Source organism: Halobellus sp., assembly GCF_042218505.1.
Lineage (GTDB): Archaea > Halobacteriota > Halobacteria > Halobacteriales > Haloferacaceae > Haloquadratum.
In genome coordinates this window covers 59,685-75,339 of record NZ_JBDGQZ010000047.1, presented here as the reverse complement: position 1 = coordinate 75,339, position 15,655 = coordinate 59,685, and the positions used below count along the sequence as shown (strand labels likewise).

The 15,655-nt window shown below is 65.3% G+C and carries 18 protein-coding genes; 10 read left to right on the top strand and 8 right to left on the bottom strand.

Going from position 1 to position 15,655, the window contains the following annotated elements:
• The first annotated feature begins 52 nt into the window (after positions 1 to 52).
• The gene (locus tag ABEI27_RS12585; RefSeq protein ID WP_375799750.1) at positions 53 to 799 is read left to right on the top strand and encodes a lysostaphin resistance A-like protein; all 747 of its coding nucleotides are present in this window, start codon (positions 53 to 55) and stop codon (positions 797 to 799) included.
• Positions 800 to 823: 24 nt separating this feature from the next.
• On the opposite strand, the gene ABEI27_RS12580 is transcribed toward ABEI27_RS12585, so the two are convergent.
• Together ABEI27_RS12580 and ABEI27_RS12575 are read right to left on the bottom strand one after the other, a co-directional pair.
• Positions 824 to 1,282: an NOB1 family endonuclease gene (locus tag ABEI27_RS12580; protein ID WP_375799749.1), complete on the bottom strand. Its 459-nt coding sequence runs from the start codon at positions 1,280 to 1,282 to the stop codon at positions 824 to 826.
• Between the two features lie 21 nt (positions 1,283 to 1,303).
• On the bottom strand, positions 1,304 to 1,558 hold the full coding sequence (locus ABEI27_RS12575) for a PRC-barrel domain-containing protein (protein WP_375799748.1): 255 nt from the start codon (positions 1,556 to 1,558) through the stop codon (positions 1,304 to 1,306).
• Positions 1,559 to 1,737: 179 nt separating this feature from the next.
• Here ABEI27_RS12575 and infB point away from each other — a divergent pair, with 179 nt between their 5' ends.
• Positions 1,738 to 3,552, top strand: a complete 1,815-nt coding sequence (infB, locus tag ABEI27_RS12570) for a translation initiation factor IF-2 (RefSeq protein ID WP_375799747.1) — start codon at positions 1,738 to 1,740, stop codon at positions 3,550 to 3,552.
• A 27-nt stretch (positions 3,553 to 3,579) separates the two neighbouring features.
• On the opposite strand, the gene ABEI27_RS12565 is transcribed toward infB, so the two are convergent.
• The 4 genes from ABEI27_RS12565 to ABEI27_RS12550 all read right to left on the bottom strand — a co-directional run bounded on the left by ABEI27_RS12565 (position 3,580) and on the right by ABEI27_RS12550 (position 6,366).
• Entirely contained in the window at positions 3,580 to 3,960 is a 381-nt protein-coding gene (locus ABEI27_RS12565) for a DUF5811 family protein (protein ID WP_375799746.1), read from the bottom strand.
• An 86-nt stretch (positions 3,961 to 4,046) separates the two neighbouring features.
• Entirely contained in the window at positions 4,047 to 4,517 is a 471-nt protein-coding gene (locus ABEI27_RS12560; protein ID WP_375799745.1) for a pyruvoyl-dependent arginine decarboxylase, read from the bottom strand.
• Positions 4,518 to 4,583: 66 nt separating this feature from the next.
• Positions 4,584 to 5,813: a proteasome-activating nucleotidase Pan2 gene (locus ABEI27_RS12555; protein ID WP_375799744.1), complete on the bottom strand. Its 1,230-nt coding sequence runs from the start codon at positions 5,811 to 5,813 to the stop codon at positions 4,584 to 4,586.
• 67 nt (positions 5,814 to 5,880) lie between these two features.
• Complete coding sequence (locus ABEI27_RS12550; RefSeq protein WP_375799743.1) at positions 5,881 to 6,366, bottom strand: deoxyuridine 5'-triphosphate nucleotidohydrolase; 486 nt, start codon at positions 6,364 to 6,366, stop codon at positions 5,881 to 5,883.
• Between the two features lie 168 nt (positions 6,367 to 6,534).
• Here ABEI27_RS12550 and ABEI27_RS12545 point away from each other — a divergent pair, with 168 nt between their 5' ends.
• The 6 genes from ABEI27_RS12545 to engB all read left to right on the top strand — a co-directional run bounded on the left by ABEI27_RS12545 (position 6,535) and on the right by engB (position 11,713).
• Complete coding sequence (locus ABEI27_RS12545; RefSeq protein ID WP_375799742.1) at positions 6,535 to 8,511, top strand: aconitate hydratase; 1,977 nt, start codon at positions 6,535 to 6,537, stop codon at positions 8,509 to 8,511.
• Between the two features lie 175 nt (positions 8,512 to 8,686).
• Positions 8,687 to 9,145 carry a ribosomal protein S18-alanine N-acetyltransferase gene (gene rimI / locus ABEI27_RS12540; protein WP_375799763.1) on the top strand — a complete coding sequence of 153 codons (459 nt, stop codon included), beginning with the start codon at positions 8,687 to 8,689 and terminating at the stop codon, positions 9,143 to 9,145.
• A 74-nt stretch (positions 9,146 to 9,219) separates the two neighbouring features.
• Positions 9,220 to 9,726 (top strand): DUF5810 domain-containing protein, encoded by a 507-nt coding sequence (locus ABEI27_RS12535; RefSeq protein ID WP_375799741.1) that lies wholly within the window; start codon positions 9,220 to 9,222, stop codon positions 9,724 to 9,726.
• Between the two features lie 257 nt (positions 9,727 to 9,983).
• The gene (locus tag ABEI27_RS12530; RefSeq protein WP_375799740.1) at positions 9,984 to 10,460 is read left to right on the top strand and encodes a DUF5809 family protein; all 477 of its coding nucleotides are present in this window, start codon (positions 9,984 to 9,986) and stop codon (positions 10,458 to 10,460) included.
• Positions 10,457 to 11,023: an NUDIX hydrolase gene (locus ABEI27_RS12525; RefSeq protein WP_375799739.1), complete on the top strand. Its 567-nt coding sequence runs from the start codon at positions 10,457 to 10,459 to the stop codon at positions 11,021 to 11,023. Before ABEI27_RS12530 ends, ABEI27_RS12525 begins: the two co-directional genes overlap by 4 nt.
• 69 nt (positions 11,024 to 11,092) lie before the next feature.
• A complete protein-coding gene (engB, locus tag ABEI27_RS12520) occupies positions 11,093 to 11,713 on the top strand; it encodes a GTP-binding protein EngB (RefSeq protein WP_375799738.1) in 621 nt (206 codons plus the stop codon).
• Between the two features lie 185 nt (positions 11,714 to 11,898).
• Here engB and ABEI27_RS12515 read toward each other — a convergent pair whose 3' ends face one another.
• Positions 11,899 to 13,170 (bottom strand): NUDIX domain-containing protein, encoded by a 1,272-nt coding sequence (locus tag ABEI27_RS12515; protein ID WP_375799737.1) that lies wholly within the window; start codon positions 13,168 to 13,170, stop codon positions 11,899 to 11,901.
• Positions 13,171 to 13,257: 87 nt separating this feature from the next.
• Between ABEI27_RS12515 and ABEI27_RS12510 the strand changes: the two genes are divergently transcribed.
• A complete protein-coding gene (locus tag ABEI27_RS12510; RefSeq protein ID WP_375799736.1) occupies positions 13,258 to 14,013 on the top strand; it encodes a coenzyme F420-0:L-glutamate ligase in 756 nt (251 codons plus the stop codon).
• Between the two features lie 32 nt (positions 14,014 to 14,045).
• Here ABEI27_RS12510 and ABEI27_RS12505 read toward each other — a convergent pair whose 3' ends face one another.
• On the bottom strand, positions 14,046 to 14,291 hold the full coding sequence (locus ABEI27_RS12505; RefSeq protein WP_375799735.1) for a hypothetical protein: 246 nt from the start codon (positions 14,289 to 14,291) through the stop codon (positions 14,046 to 14,048).
• 134 nt (positions 14,292 to 14,425) lie between these two features.
• On the opposite strand from ABEI27_RS12505, the gene hmgA reads away from it, so the two are divergent.
• Positions 14,426 to 15,655 carry a hydroxymethylglutaryl-CoA reductase (NADPH) gene (gene hmgA, locus ABEI27_RS12500; RefSeq protein WP_375799734.1) on the top strand — a complete coding sequence of 410 codons (1,230 nt, stop codon included), beginning with the start codon at positions 14,426 to 14,428 and terminating at the stop codon, positions 15,653 to 15,655.

Here is a 15,655-nt window from a genome sequence, read left to right as displayed (position 1 = left end):
CCGCACCGGACCGGTATCCCTATTCACGGCCACGCCCTAACTGGAGACGAGAATGGTATCCCAGGCCCGCTCGCTGGATGACCCGCGCACGCACCTCCGGGCGCTCGGCGGTACGTTCCTCGTCGTCGCGCTCGTGGTGTTGCTCGCGTCGGTCTTCGTTTCGCTCGGATATCCGCTTCTCGACGCCGCAGGCATCGCTCGTGAGAGTGCGCTCGGCTTGGCGCTGCGGAGCGTCTTCCAGTTCGTCGGCTTCGGAGTCGCTGGTGTCGGCTACCTCCTCGCCACCAGCCAGACCGACCTCGTGACCGTCCGGACCCCAACTCGTGCGGACGCGAAGTGGCTCGTCGGCGGCTTTTTCGGGCTCCTCGCGCTGTATCTGGGCGTCACGTCGCTGCTCTCAGTCTTCGGGATCCAGGGAGCCGAAAGCGCCATCGTCCAGCAGGGAAGCGACCAGCCGATCTACTTCCTGTATCTGGTCCCGGTGACGATCTTCCTCGTCGGGCCGACAGAGGAACTCATCTTTCGTGGAATCGTTCAGGGGCTATTCCGGGACGCGTACGGGTCGGTGGTCGCCGTCGGTGGGGCGAGCGCGGTGTTCGCGGCGGTCCACGTGACCTCCTATTCGGGAGACGGGCTCCTGGCGACGCTCGCGACGGTGCTGGTGCTTGGCGGCGTCCTGGCGATTATCTACGAGAAATGTCGGAACTTGGTGGTGCCCGCGGTCGTCCACGGACTGTTCAACACGGTACAGTTCGTGGCCGTCTACGCGACATCGACCGGTCTCGTCAGCGGCTTCTGACGGCTATCGTCCGTCAACAACGCCTCAGGCCGGATTCTTCCGCGCCAGTTCCGTGCCACAGATCGGACAGCGATCGCGGTTCTCCTCGAACTCTCGACCACAGCCCTGACACTGGAACGTCCACTCGCGGGTCTCAGAGATCCCCTCGCGGGCGATGATCTTCACCGAGACGTCGACGCGATTCGCGACGTTCTGCATCGCGTAATCGTCGGTGACGAGCGTCGCGTCGAGTTCGAAGGCTGCCGCGAGGAGTCGCACGTCGGTCTCCGAGAGCGTGTCGTCGTCGCCGGTCTCTCTGGCCGCCCGCTGGATCTTCTCGACGGTGCCGGCGGCCGGAATGTGCACGTGCATTCCGGAGCCTTCGTCGGCGTCGTAGCGGTACGACGCCTCCCCCTCCAGTTCCTCGCGGACCATCGGGATGGACGCAATCTCGTCTGCGGTGTGGTACTCGTGGATGAACGCGGAAGAATCGAGAACCTGCATCTGAGTCTCCGTTCGCGAAAATTACTGTTGGACCACAACGCAGTCATCGACGCTCTTCACGCGAGAGACCGGGATCGTGAACTTCTGTTGGCCCTCGTCGGTCGTCGTCTCGAATCGGTGCTGCTCCGCCCGGACGTTCTCGAACGGCGAGACGTAGAGCTCGCCGATCGCCCCCGTCTTGACGTCCATCTGGATGTTGTGCAACTCGCCGATGTACGTCCCGTTCGACGTCATCACTTCTTTCCCGGAGAGGTTCTCCGCGAGTTCGTTCGGCATACCCCACGATACTGCGCACGTCCACATAAACGCCACGGGCCGTCTGACGCGACGGTTGTGGCGCTTCTCAGGCCTGTGCACGGCCGCCGACGCGCCTGCTTCCGTCCCCGGATGACGATGGACTTAACTACAGTCCAGCAATCATCTATAGATAAGAAACTTCTCCGGGGTGATTCTCTATGTCTGACACCAACTCCGACGCCGTCGACGGGGCCGAGCCGGGCGACCTGCGGACGCCGATCGTCGCCGTTCTGGGCCACGTCGATCACGGCAAGACGACGCTACTGGATACGATCCGCGGCTCGGCGGTGAGCGAGGGTGAGGCCGGCGCGATCACTCAGCACATCGGCGCGACGGCCGTCCCCTTAGACACCGTCTCGGAGATGGCTGGCGATCTGGTCGATCCCACGGACTTCGACCTTCCGGGGCTGCTGTTCATCGACACACCGGGGCACCACTCGTTCACAACGCTCCGCTCGCGCGGTGGGGCACTGGCAGATATCGCGGTCGTCGTCGTCGACGTCAACGACGGATTTCAACCGCAGACGATCGAGGCGCTGGAGATCCTCCAGCGCACCGGCACGCCCTTCGTCGTCGCCGCAAACAAGATCGACACCACACCGGGCTGGAACCCCAACGACGGACTGCCGATCCAGACCACCTACGAGCAGCAGTCCGACAGCGCGACGAGTCGCCTCGACGAGAACCTTTATGAGATTATCGGCGACCTCTCCGAGGAGGGCTTCTCGGCGGATCTGTACTGGCGAGTGCAGAACTTCACGAAGAACGTCGGCGTCGTGCCCCTCTCAGCCATCACGAGCGAAGGCATCCCCGATCTCCTCGCGGTCCTGATGGGCCTCTCACAGCGGTATATGAAAGAGCAGATGGCCGTCGACGTCGCCGGCCCGGGCGCGGGGACGGTGCTCGAAGTGAAAGACGAACGCGGCTTCGGTGCCACTGTCGATGTCGTCCTCTACGACGGAAGTATCCGCGCTGACGACGAGATCGTCGTCGGTGGCCTCGACGGGCCGATTGTCACCGAGGTCCGGGCCCTGTTGCAGCCCCGCCCCAACGCGGAAATCCGAGTGGAAAAGCGCTTCGACAAGGTCGATGAGGTCCGCGCCGCGGCCGGAATCAAAGTCGCCGCCCCCGAACTCGACGACGCGATGGCGGGCGCGCCGATCCGCGTTGTCAGAGACCAGGACCGCGCGTCAGTCATCGACGAGGTCGAAGCCGAACTCGCCGAGATTCAGGTCTCCACCGAGGAAGAGGGTGTCGTCGTCAAGGCCGACACGCTCGGGAGCCTCGAGGCGATGGCCAACGCCCTCAGGGAGTCGGAGATCCCGATCCTCCGCGCGGAGGTCGGCGACGTTGCGCCCCGAGACATCGCTGTCGCCTCCACCGCAAACGAGGAGAAACACCGGGTGATCCTCGGTTTCAACGTCGACGTGCTCCAGAACGCCGAGGCAGAACTGGAAGAGAGCGAGGTCCGACTCTTCGACGACGACGTCATCTACCAGTTGGTCGAAGGGTACGAGGGCTACGTCGAGGAGATCGAACGCGCCCAGCAGGAAACTGTGCTGGACAAGATCGTCCGACCGTGTCGCTTCCGCATCCTCGAAGACCACGTCTTCCGACAGTCCGACCCGGCCGTCGTTGGTGTCGAAGTCCTCTCTGGGACCCTGAAGAACAATCAGCGGGTCGTGAAGTGGGCGGGCAACGAGGCGACCCGCATCGGACAACTCTCGGGGATCCAAGAACAGGGCGAAGACGTCTCGGAGGCCCGCTCGGGGTCGCGCGTCTCGGTCGCCATCGACGGACCTACCGTGGGCCGTCAGATCGAGGAGGGCGACGAACTATGGATCGAACTCCCCGAGAAACACGCGAAGATCCTCGAACAGGAACTGTCCGACGACATTCCGGCTGACGAACTGGAGGCGTTGACCGGCTATCTCGACAAACACCGGAGTCGGGACCCCTTCTGGGGCAAGTGACTAGTCTCGAACCGCAGGGCGTGAGTCTCAGCGCGCCGTCGGGGTCAGTCCGTCGCCGACAGTGTTCATCACCTGCAGTGCCGCCGAGGCCGCGAGGCCGCGAGCCACTTCGTCGCGGTCCTCGTCGGTGAGTCCAGATTCGAGGTCCTCTTCGTCGGGCGTAAATCCGGCGCTCACCGGTCGTCCAGCCGGTGGACGGACTGCGACCGTCGCTTGCGGTCCGTTCGCGCCATAGGAGAGTTCGGACCCCACCGCGTAGCCTTCAGGGAGGAACGCCTCCGTCCGGGAGACGATGCCGGCGACCGCACTACGGAGCTGGCGTACTTGCGTCGCCGAGAGCTCGACGTCTTCGGGGCGGCCCGCGTCCACGACACCCGGAGCGCCCGCGTAAGGATTGTTCCCGTTCATACAATGAGTGAAATCAGATAGGAGCACAGGCGGTTTAAAGCCGTCGGCACCCCCAAAACGTTCGTCTTCACCGCCGCGTCGCCTGGTTAGATAATCGGCTCGCTGTCGCCGTAGACGGCGAGTGCGACCGCCGTTGTGTACCCGTCGCCGTCGGCGTCGGCGGTCGTGACCGTGATCTGTTCGTCGACGAACTCCCAGTCCCGCAGACTCCGACCGGCCTCGAGGCCGACGGCGACGCTCCGACGGACGGCCGTCGGATCCTCGCCCGAGGCTTCGTAGAACAGGCCTGGTCCGGGTCCGGTCGTCCAGCCGAGCGCCGCAGAGACGGTTCCGACGCCGCCGGTCGTCGCCCGAGCCTCCACGACCGTGAGGCGCCCGCCTGCCGGTCCCAGGTCGGGCGCGGCTCCGACCTCCTCGACAGTCGCCTCGCGTGGGATCACCGACGAGACGCCCACGAGGTTGTAGTTGTGAACGTTCGCGTTCGCGAGCGCGGCGTCGTACGAGGCCATCTTCGTGGCCGCGTCGCCCACGCCGTGGACGACTCGGATTATGCTCATACGAGTACACAGCGGCGCCCCGAATAAGCGGTTACGGATCGGAACGGAAAACAGTCTTCGACGGCCTCAGTACTGGTAGGTCGTCGGTCCGGGGATCGTCGTCTGTTCCTCGGAGTCCTCGATTTTCGAGTACGCGGCGTCGAAGTCGGCCCGGCGGATTTCGGTCCGCTCGTCGCGGATCGCGAACATTCCCGCCTCGGTCGCCAGCGCGGCGATGTCGGCCCCGGAGTAGTCGTCGAGCGACGTCGCGATGTCCGCAAAGTCGACGTCGTCAGCGACGTTCATATTGCGCGTGTGGATCTTGAGGATGTGCTCACGTCCGCCGACGTCGGGCTTGGGGACTTCGATGAGGCGATCGAAGCGGCCCGGACGGAGGATCGCCTCGTCGAGCATATCGAAGCGGTTCGTCGCCGCGATGATGCGAACCTCGCCGCGGTCCTCGAACCCGTCCATCTCCGAGAGGAGTTGCATCATCGTCCGCTGAACCTCGGCGTCGCCGGAGGTCTTCGAGTCCGTCCGTTTGGAGGCCACGGCGTCGATTTCGTCGATGAAGATGACTGCGGGTTCGCGCTCGGCGGCCAGATCGAAGAGGTCCCGGACCAGCCTGGAGCCCTCGCCGATGAACTTCCGAACGAGTTCAGAGCCGGCCATCTTGATGAACGTCGCGTCCGTCTCGTTGGCGACGGCCTTCGCAAGCATCGTCTTCCCGGTCCCCGGCGGGCCATAGAGCAGTACGCCGGACGGTGGTTCGACGCCGACCGTCTCGAACATCTCGGGATCGGTGAGCGGGTCTTCGACGGCCTCGCGGACCTCCCGAACCTGGTCGTCAATGCCTCCGATGTCGTCGTAGGCGACCCCGGGCGAAGCGTCGATTTCCATTGCCTGCGCACGCGAGTCGGTTTCGTCGTCGAGCAGTTGTTGAATAGCGAACGAATCGTTGATCGCGACGCGGTCGCCCGCCTCCAGGTCGCTGTCGAGGTGCGGGGACGACTCCGTGAGCACCTCCTGGTTGTTGCCGTGTTGCTTGATAACGACGCCATCGTCAGTGAGTTCTTCGACCGTCGCGAGATACAGCGATGAGGTCTTGAGCGTCTCGTTGCGACGCTTCAACTGCTCGACCTCCCCACGTAGTTCCTCCCGGCGGTTGGTCGCTTTCGAGAGCCGCTGGTCGAGCTCGTCGTTGACCGAGACGAGCCGTTCATAATGCTGGCGAATGGCCGCCAGGCGCTCGGCCTCGGACATCTCTGGGTCTAAATCCAGACGCGGCCGGTCTGGGAGAGACGGACTCCGGGACATCAATCGAACGCATTTAGAGGTGGGCGTAAATGTGCTTTTGGGTACGCCCGGTTCCTGTCGGTTCCGGCTACTCCTCGAGCCGCTCGCGCTGGTACGTGCCGTCGTAAACGCCCTCGTGCTCGGCGGCAGCGAGAACGAGTTGTGCGACGCGGGCGCCCGCTTCGAGCCGAACCGGGTGGTGTACCTGCAGCAACCCCTCGCCTTTCCCTTCGTAGCCGGCGTCCCAGACCGCCGTGTTCAGCATACAGGAGTTGCGCATCAACGTCGAGCGTGGGTAGAGAAACCCCACGTGGTCGTCGGGAATCGAGATCGTCTCCGCGTACTGCAGGATGTACCCTCCCGGGTCGAGCGCGTAGCCGTCAGTATCTGCGTCGTCTGGTCGGTCGGCGGAAACCGCCTCGCGTTCACCGACGCGCTTCCCGTCGACGCCCACGACTCCCGATTCTGTCTGTTCCAGAACGGCACCGAGGGTGAGATCGACCCCGTTCGGTTGTACCTGTTCGTCGTCGATTGGTTCGATGTGTTCGGCGACGAACGCACCTGCGCGGAACATACCTGAGGACCCGCGGCGGACGACAAATGGGTGTCGCTCTCGGAGTCGAACGACCACCGGACGGCTGTCTGTCCGTCTCGAATTAGGTCAAACTATGTGTATAAGGGACATACCTCTGACCTCAAACACGCGGGATTTATAGTCGTAGACAGTCGATTCTCGGCTGTTATGGGACAGACGCTCACAGAAAAAATTCTCGACGATCACCTCGTCGAAGGTGACCTCGAACCCGGAGCGGAAATCGGGATCGAGATCGATCAGGTTCTCACGCAGGACACGACTGGAACGATGGTCTGGCTCCAGTTCGAGGCTCTCGAACTGGATCAGATTCAGACGGAATTGGCCGCGCAGTACTGTGATCACCAGACGTACCAGTTCGACTTCAAGAACACCGACGACCACCGCTTCCTGCGATCTGCGGCCGGCAGGTACGGCGCGTACTTCTCCCGCCCAGGCAATGGCATCTGCCACAACGTCCACAAGGAGAACTTCGCCGCCCCCGGCAAGACGCTGTTGGGCTCTGACTCTCACACCCCGACGCCCGGTGGCCTCGGTCAGCTCGCCATCGGTGCGGGCGGTCTCGACATCTCCGTCGCGATGGGCGGCGGACCGTACTACGTCGAGATGCCGGAAGTCGTCAACGTCCGATTAGAAGGTGAACTGCCGGAGTGGTCGAGCGCGAAGGACGTCATCCTCGAGATGCTCCGCCGCCTCTCGGTGAAGGGTGGCGTCGGCAAGGTCTTCGAGTACACCGGTCCCGGCGTCGAGACGCTCTCCGTACCGGAGCGCACGACGATCACCAATATGGGAACGGAGCTCGGCGCGACATCGTCGATCTTCCCGACCGACGAGGAGACGAAAGACTACCTCGCCCGGCAGGGCCGCGAGAACGAGTACGTCGAACTCTCGCCCGACGAAGACGCCGAGTACGCCGACGAGATCGTCGTCGATCTCTCGGAGATCGAACCGCTCGTTGCGAAACCGTCGATGCCGGACAACGTCGTGCCCGTCCGCGAGGTCGCTGGCGAGTCTGTCGAGCAGGTGATGGTCGGTTCCTGTACCAACGGCGGCTACGAGGACATTCTCCCAGCTGCGAAGATCCTCGAGGGTCGCGAGGTCAATATGAAGACCGAGATGATCGTCGCACCCGGCTCGAAGCAGGCGTCGGAGATCCTCGCTCGCGAGGGCTGGACCGCGGAGATGATGGCGGCGGGCGTCAACTTCTCGGAGGCGACGTGTGGTGCCTGTATCGGCATCGGCCACGTCCCCTCCTCGGATTCGGTCTCCGTTCGGACGTTCAATCGCAACTTCGAGGGCCGTTCGGGCATCGAGGACGACTCCGTCTTCCTCGCTTCGCCGGAAGTCGCCGCCGCCGCGGCGATCAAGGGCGAACTGATCGACCCGCGCGACCTCGCTGCGGAACTCGGCGACCTCGAGGCACCCGGCTTCGAACTCCCCGATCAGTACGACGGCTCGAAGACCGACATCATCGAGCCCGACGAAGCCGTCGACGACGAACTCGTCAAGGGGCCGAACATCGGCTCTGCGCCGATCGGCGAGCCGCTCGAATCCGACATCGAGGGCGAGGTCCTCCTGAAGATGGAGGACAACATCACGACCGATCATATCATCCCCGCGACGTCGGACATCCTCAAATACCGCTCGAACATCGAGAAACTCTCGGAATTCACGCTCTCACGCGTCGACGACACGTTCGCGCAGCGCTCGCTCGAAGCCGACGGCGGCGTCCTCGTCGCCGGCGAGAACTACGGCCAGGGATCCTCGCGTGAGCACGCCGCGATGTGTCCGCAGTACCTGGGCATCGAGGCCGTCCTCGCGGAGTCGTTCGCCCGCATCCACAAGGCGAACCTGTTCAACTTCGGGATCCTTCCGCTTGCGATCGACGAGGAGACCTACCAGCAGATCGACCAGGGCGACGACGTCGAGGTCGTCACGGACGTCGACGAGGCCGTCGCCTCCGGCGAGACCGAGTTCACCGTTCGCGTAAACGACGACTGGGAGGCCACCGCCGAACTCGACGCCTCCGAGCGCGAGCGCCGCATCCTCGAAGCCGGCGGCAAACTCCGCCTCACCAAGGAGCAGAACCGCAGCGACAGCGGCGGCGCAGCCCCCGCCGACGACTGAACGCGACCGTTTCGGGCCGCTGCCGCTCGTCTTTTTCGGATGATAGGGCACGGATCGGGTCATCTGAGCCAGCGGATTTTTGCCTCTTAGCGTCGAACAGTCGAACGTGGGCGACTCGAACCCCGACGAGGGGCAAACAACGGCTGGCGACACGCCGAGCGGCGGCCCGACCGACGTGTGGGTCCGTCAGGTCGAGCGCGCCGATCTTCTCGACGTGCTCAGCATCGAGCGCGCGTCGTTTTCGGAGCCGTGGCCGTACGCGGCCTTCGAGTCGGTGCTCGATGCGCCGGCGTTTCTCGTCGCGGTTCGAGCCACAGACCGGGAAGGCGGCGACATTGTCGGCTACGTCGTCGGCGATGTGATGCCGAACCACGGCCGCGACATCGGCCACATCAAAGACCTCGCTGTGCGACCCGACGCCCGCGGTGAGGGCCTCGGTCGGCGACTGCTCCGCGAGGCGCTTTTCTCGCTGTCGCTGGCCGGTGCGGTCGTCGTGAAACTCGAAGCCCGCGAGAGCAACGAGCGCGCGCTGTCGCTGTACCGCGACGAGGGGTTCGAGCCCACGCGGCGGATGCCGAACTACTACGACGATGGCGAGGACGCGCTGATTATGCTGGTCAATCTGGATGGCTGAGCGAGTCGATCGATCCGGACCAGTGACCGGAGAACCACACGCCCTTGTACGGTGACAGCTTATTACCGTCAACAATGGGCTTCGCCTGTCCGGTGTGTGAGACCCCGCAGCAGGACGCAACTCACCTTGCGAACCACCTCGCGTTCACCGCGATGGTCCACAGCGACGAGCACGAGGCTTGGCTCGACGATTACGTCCCCGAGTGGGAGGCGTTGGGCGAGGCGGAACTGGCCCCCGAGGTAGCGGCGCTGGCCTCGGACGCGAACTACGAGCAGGTCTTCGAGGACACCGCGAGCGCGCACGGCCACGAGAGCCACGACCACCAGCACGCCGGAGTAGGCGGATCGCCCGGCGGCGTAGATCCGGAGGCCGCTGCGGCCACTGGAGATGGATCTATCGACGACGAAACGCGACAGATCATCGCCGAGGCGCGCGAGATGACGGCCGAGATGGTCGAGCGCGAGGATGACACCGACGATGAAGGTGAAAGGGCGGACGGCGAAGGTGGCGAGAAAGGGGAAGACGCGGATAGCGAGGACCCAGCAGTCGCTGATTCCTCTGAGTCCGGCGCTGTGGAGTGACCGCGTACCCTGCCGAGCGACCGCATACCCAGTGCCCTGATAGCGCGTTCAGCGGAGACGGGACAGAGACGCGCTGATTCGGTGGCGAACAGCCGGCACGGCCGTCTCCCGTTCAGTGCCCGCGCCGTCGTGCCGGACAGCCGCGTTCCGGCGCAGGAGCATCCTCACCGCATACGCCGGATGGCCGCGTGTTCGTATATAAACGCTCGCGCGTCAGAGTCCGAAAACGTTTGTGCGCGAGTCGCCGACGAACGCCTATGGACACGCAGGGTGCGTTATCGCCGGAGGCACTCGAAGAAGCGCAGGCCGTCTACGAGGCCGCAGGCCCGACCGCCCAACAGGTGGTACGCGAGACGGCGAAGGCGATGGCGTTCGACCGCGAGGAGTACCGCGAACGAGTGACGAGCGAAGTGATCGAACGGGCGCGGAACGTCCTGTTCGCCGAGCGTCTGTCCGTCACCGTCGGTTCACGGGCGGCGTTCGAGGAGTGGCGAGAGGCCCACCCGACGTACGACGTCGAACTGCAAGGCAGCGACAACGTCGAGCGACTGGCCTGGCACTCCGCTCCGTTCGCCGAGACGGTCGTCGCGGTGACGTTCCAGAACGAACCCGAGGCCGCAATCGGGACGGTTCGGCGGCAGGCTTTCGGACGGATCTACCGCCCTCGATTCGAGGACGACGCGGAAGCGTCCGACGGGCCGGGGACGGAGAGCGAGAACGGAGGCGACGAATGACCGACGACGGCCGGAGACACGAACCGCTTCCCGATCCCGAATGGCCCGTCTTGGAGTCCGAGACCGAGTACGAGACCGGCTGGTTCACCGGTGGCTACGACCTCGTCGAGCAACCCAACGGAACCACCAAGCAGTACTACTGGGCCGAACTCGCCACCGCGGTCGTCGTCGTCACCGTCGAGGACGATTCGGTCGTATTCGTCGAGCAGTACCGACCGACGATCCGCGAGACCCAACTGGAACTGCCGGCTGGCATCGTAGAGGGCGGCGAGTCGTTCACGACCGCCGCGGAGCGCGAACTCCGCGAGGAGACCGGCTTCGCCGCCGACAGCCTCGCGCTCTTGCAGAAAGTCTGGTGCTCGACGGGCGTTCTGCGCCACCTGCGCGGCTACGTTCTCGCGACGGACCTCACGCCCGTCGAGCGCGATCTCGACGAGAACGAGTTCCTCTCCGTCCGGTCAATCCCCGTGGACGAGGTGTTCGAGAGGGTTCGCGAAGGAGGGACGCCGAACGACGCGACCCTCGAAGCACTGCTCTTAGCCCGCGAGGAAGGGCTGTTGTGAACGGTCGAGTCCGAACGCGAAACCCCGCAGAACGTCACCGTTAACCCCGGCGACGGCGTATCTTATGCTATGTTTGAGGATCGCCCGGACTGCGAGGAAGTCGTCCTCGCCGGCCGGTCGAACGTCGGGAAGTCGACGGTGATGCGGGAGTTGACCGGCCACTCGACGTTCACGACGGGGAAGAAGCCCGGCGTGACCCGGTCGCCGAACCACTTCGACTGGAACTCGGAGGGATTTATGTTCACGGACCTCCCGGGATTCGGATTTATGTCCGGAGTCGAGGAGGGACGCCGCGAGCAGATCAAGACCGACGTCGTGCGGTACATCGAGGGGAACGCTGACGAGATCCTGGCGGGCGTGCTCGTCGTCGACGGCAAGAGCGCGGTCGACATCATCGACCGACACTCCGGCCCCGACGAGATTCCCCACGACGTCGAACTGTTTCACTTCCTGTGGGAACTCGACGTGCCGACTGTCGTCGCCGTCAACAAGATGGACAAAGTCGACGACCGCGACGAGCGCCTCGACGACCTCTGTGACCGTCTCGGCCTCCATCCGCCGTGGAAACAGTGGCAGAACACGATCGCACCGATCAGCGCGAAGCGCGGTGACATCGAATCGCTGAACGAGGCGCTCCAGACGCACTTTCACGAGCAGAAGCGCGACGACCTGCTGAAGTTCGTTACCTGAGTCACACTCGAGTCCGACGCCGCGACCGGAGCGATCGGAAGGTGGCTCGGCGAGAAGGGATCATCACACGGGGCTGAGTGGGGGTAACCCTCGTCATCGCCACCGTTTCACTATCGGCGCGCTTCGGGCAAGAATCCCTCGCTTGCGGACTACGCTTCGATCAGTGATCGACGCTCCCGCCACAATCATTCGACGTCCCAGCGAGCGTGTTCGGCGTGCAGCTCGGCGATCTGGCTGACGTCCTCGCGGTGGACGAGTCCGCTCTCGGTCGCGACGCCGTCGACGAGTCCACCCGGAACGGTCTCGAACGCCGGTGCGTGGACCTCGACGTCTGCCGCACCGTCGTAGATGGACCCCGGCGGAGAACGCTCTTCGGCGGCGAACACCCCGGCTTCGTCGGCGTCGCTGCCTGCGGCCACGACTTTGTCGCGTGCGGCAGCGACGAACACCGGGATCCCCTGCTCTTGCGCCGCGAGCCCTAGGATTCTACTCCCGGTCTTGTTGACTACGGTCCCACCGGGCCACACGGCATCGGCTCCGACGAGTACGGCGTCGACGTCGCGGGTTGCAAGCGCGCTCGGGAGCGCCGCTTCAGTGGTCACCGTCACGGTCGCACTCGTCGTTTCGGCGGCCCACTCCGCTACCGCGACGCCCTCGCGCTCGGGGCGAGACTCGGTGACGACTACCTCGTCGAGATCGGCCGTTTCGAGCGCCGCTCGTACCGTGCCCGACCGCGAGAGGGTCGCGACACGGGTCGCTCCGTCGGCGTCCAGTTGATCCGCGGCCGTCCGCGCCGCCTCGCTGTCAGCATCGAACGAAGCGTCGAGTGCACTGATGGCTCGCTCGACCACCGCGTCGAGCGACTGTGACGCTTCGTTCATCACTCGATTCACGCGGTTGCGCACGGCAGCCATTCCTGACCGGGCGTCGCGGAGGTCGCGTGCGACCGCGACAACAGTCGCCCACTTCTCGGCGTCGGCGGCCGCGTCGCGGAGCGCTTCGAGTGCCCGAGCACCGATCCAGGTCGACCCGTGGGTTCGATCGCTCCGGACCGTCTCGACCGTCGGTCCCGTACGCCGCCAGGTCTCCCAGAGGCGCGGCACCGTCCGCCGCGAGCGGATCACCGTCGGATCGACCCACTCGAGGGCCGCGAGTTCCTCGCTCGGCGTCACCCGGCGGGTGTCGCTCTCGAAGAGAAACGGATGAACCGTGAACGAACTTTCCTCGTCGTCAACCGCGAGCGACTCACCCGCTCGAACGAACGCGAGATCGTCGCGGGTGAGCCCCGTCTCCTCGCGGAGTTCGCGCCACGCGTCGCGTTTGGCTGACCCCGGATCGCCCTCGACGTAGCCCGAGACGCCCGCCCAGTGCCCTCGGTAGGTTCCGACGGCGTCGCTCCGACGCGTCAGGAGGACCTGTCCGCGTTCCCGGACGAAACACGTGACGACGTGTGCCATCGCTGACCGTTTCGCGCCGGGCGGAAACGACTCTTTGGGTCCGGTCGTGGTCGCGACGCTTTTCAGCGACCGGCGCGCGGTTCCGGTATGGAACTGTTCGCCGTCCCCGGTCTCCCGGAGATCCGCGCGGGCGACGACCTCGCGGCGTTGATCCGCCAGCGGGTCGACCTCCGCCCGGACGATGTCGTCTGCGTCGCGTCCACGGTCGTCTCGAAGGTCGAAGACCGAAGCGCTGCACTCGCGGACTTCCCGGCGGGGCCTCGCGCCTGCGAAATCGCTGCGACAATCGAAGCACAGACCGGCGACGAGAAGGATCCGCGATTCGCGCAGGCGGTCCTCGAAGAGAGCGTCGAGATCCTGATCGAGTCGCCGTTTCTCCTAACGGAGACGCGCTTCGGTCACGTCGGCGTCAACGCCGGTATCGACCGCTCGAACGTTCCCGACGGGGATCTACTGCTGCTCCCGAAGCGACCCGCAGAGAGTGCCGCACGTCTGCAAGCCGGCCTGCCAGCCGAGCGAGTGATCGTCACCGACACCTGCGGCCGGCCGTTCCGACACGGCCAACGCGGCGTCGCAATCGGTTGGGACGGGATGGCTCCCGCCCGTGACTGGCGCGGAGAGACCGACAGGGACGGGCGCGAGCTGGGCGTCGCCGTGGAGAACGTCGCCGACGAACTGGCCGCGGCCGCGAACCTCATCGCCGGGGAGGGCGACGGCGGCACCCCGGTCGTGGTCGTCCGCGACTTCGAGTGGGGCGATCACGGCGAGAGCACCGCGCACTTCCGCGAGGTCGAGACCGACTTCGTTCGACAGGCGATCCGCGGTTGGTCGTTCGACGCCTGAGGGGCGTGACCGGGGCCCGCTGTCGTGATCGATTATTTGGTCGGGTGCTTCGGTTCGGACTCCTGCGCGCTCGATCCGGCGCCGGTGAGCAGATTCAACGCCGCGCCCGCGACGAGGTACGCGAAGTACGCCACCGTTGCGGTCGTCAGTCCCGCCCCGACTAGGAATGAGATCGCGGTGAGCGGATCGACGCCGAGGAGGACATCCGAGAAGAAGATTACGACGAGGTCGAAGACGCTCGTGAACAACTGCACGACGAAGCCGAGTATAGAGACCATATCCCCTCATAGGGCTCATCGTATTTGTGTGGCCCGGAAGCGGGCGTGTGGCCGCCGAGGGATCAGACTGCGCCTCCGGAGGGCCGACGCGCGGAACCGGAACGCGTTAGGGACGCCCCGCAGAATGAGCGCGTATGACCGACGCCGCCGACGCCCCGGGCGCGGAATCGCTCGCTGAACGGGTCCGCGACGGAGATCTCGCGCTACACGAACTCGACGATCACGCCGACGCCGACACGGCGACGGCGGCCCGCCGTCTCGTCGTCGACAGGGAGACGGGCACGTCGCTCGGTACCGTCGGCAACTACGGCTTCCCGGCCGAGCGCGCCGAGTCGAACATCGAGAATATGATCGGGACTGTCCAGATCCCGATCGGCGTCGCCGGCCCTGTCGAAGTGAACGGCGGGGCGGCCAGCGGCGAGGCGTATCTGCCGCTTGCGACGACCGAGGGCGCGCTGCTCGCGAGTATCAACCGCGGTTGCTCGGTGCTCTCGCAGGCCGGTGGCGCGAACGCCCGCGTCCTCAAATCGGGGATGACCCGTGCCCCGGTCTTCCGCGTAACCGACGTCATCGAGGCCGAAGCCCTCGTCTCGTGGGTCCGCGACAACGTCGACCGACTGACTGAGGCCGCCGAATCGACGACGAGCCACGGCGAACTCGACGACGTGACGCCGTACGTCGTCGGCAACTCGGTCTACATCCGCTTCCGCTACGACACCAAAGACGCGATGGGGATGAATATGGCCACCATCGCCACCGAGGCCGCCTGTGACGTCGTCGAGTCGGAGACCGGAGCCGAACTTGTGGCGCTGTCGGGCAACCTCTGCACCGACAAGAAACCCGCCGCGATCAACGCCGTGGAGGGACGCGGTCGCACCGTGACGGCCGACGTGACGATCCCTCGTGAGGTCGTCGTGGACCGCCTCCATACCACGCCGGATGACGTCGCCGAACTCAACACGCGGAAGAACCTGGTCGGGTCTGCGAAGGCCGGGGGCCTCGGATTCAACGCCCACGTCGCCAACGTCGTCGCCGCGATGTTCCTCGCAACCGGGCAGGACGAGGCCCAGGTCGTCGAGGGCGCGAACGCCATCACGACGGCCGAGGAGCGCGACGGTGACCTCTATCTCTCCGTCTCGCTCGCCTCGCTCGAAGTCGGCACTGTCGGCGGCGGGACGAAACTTCCCACGCAGGCGGAAGCGCTCGACATTCTCGGCATCCGCGGCGGCGGCGACCCTGCAGGATCGAATGCGGACGCCCTCGCGGAGTACACCGCGGTCGGCGCGCTCGCGGGCGAACTCTCACTGCTCTCAGCGCTGTCCTCCCGGCACCTTTCGAGCGCGCACGCCGAACTGGGCCGGTAA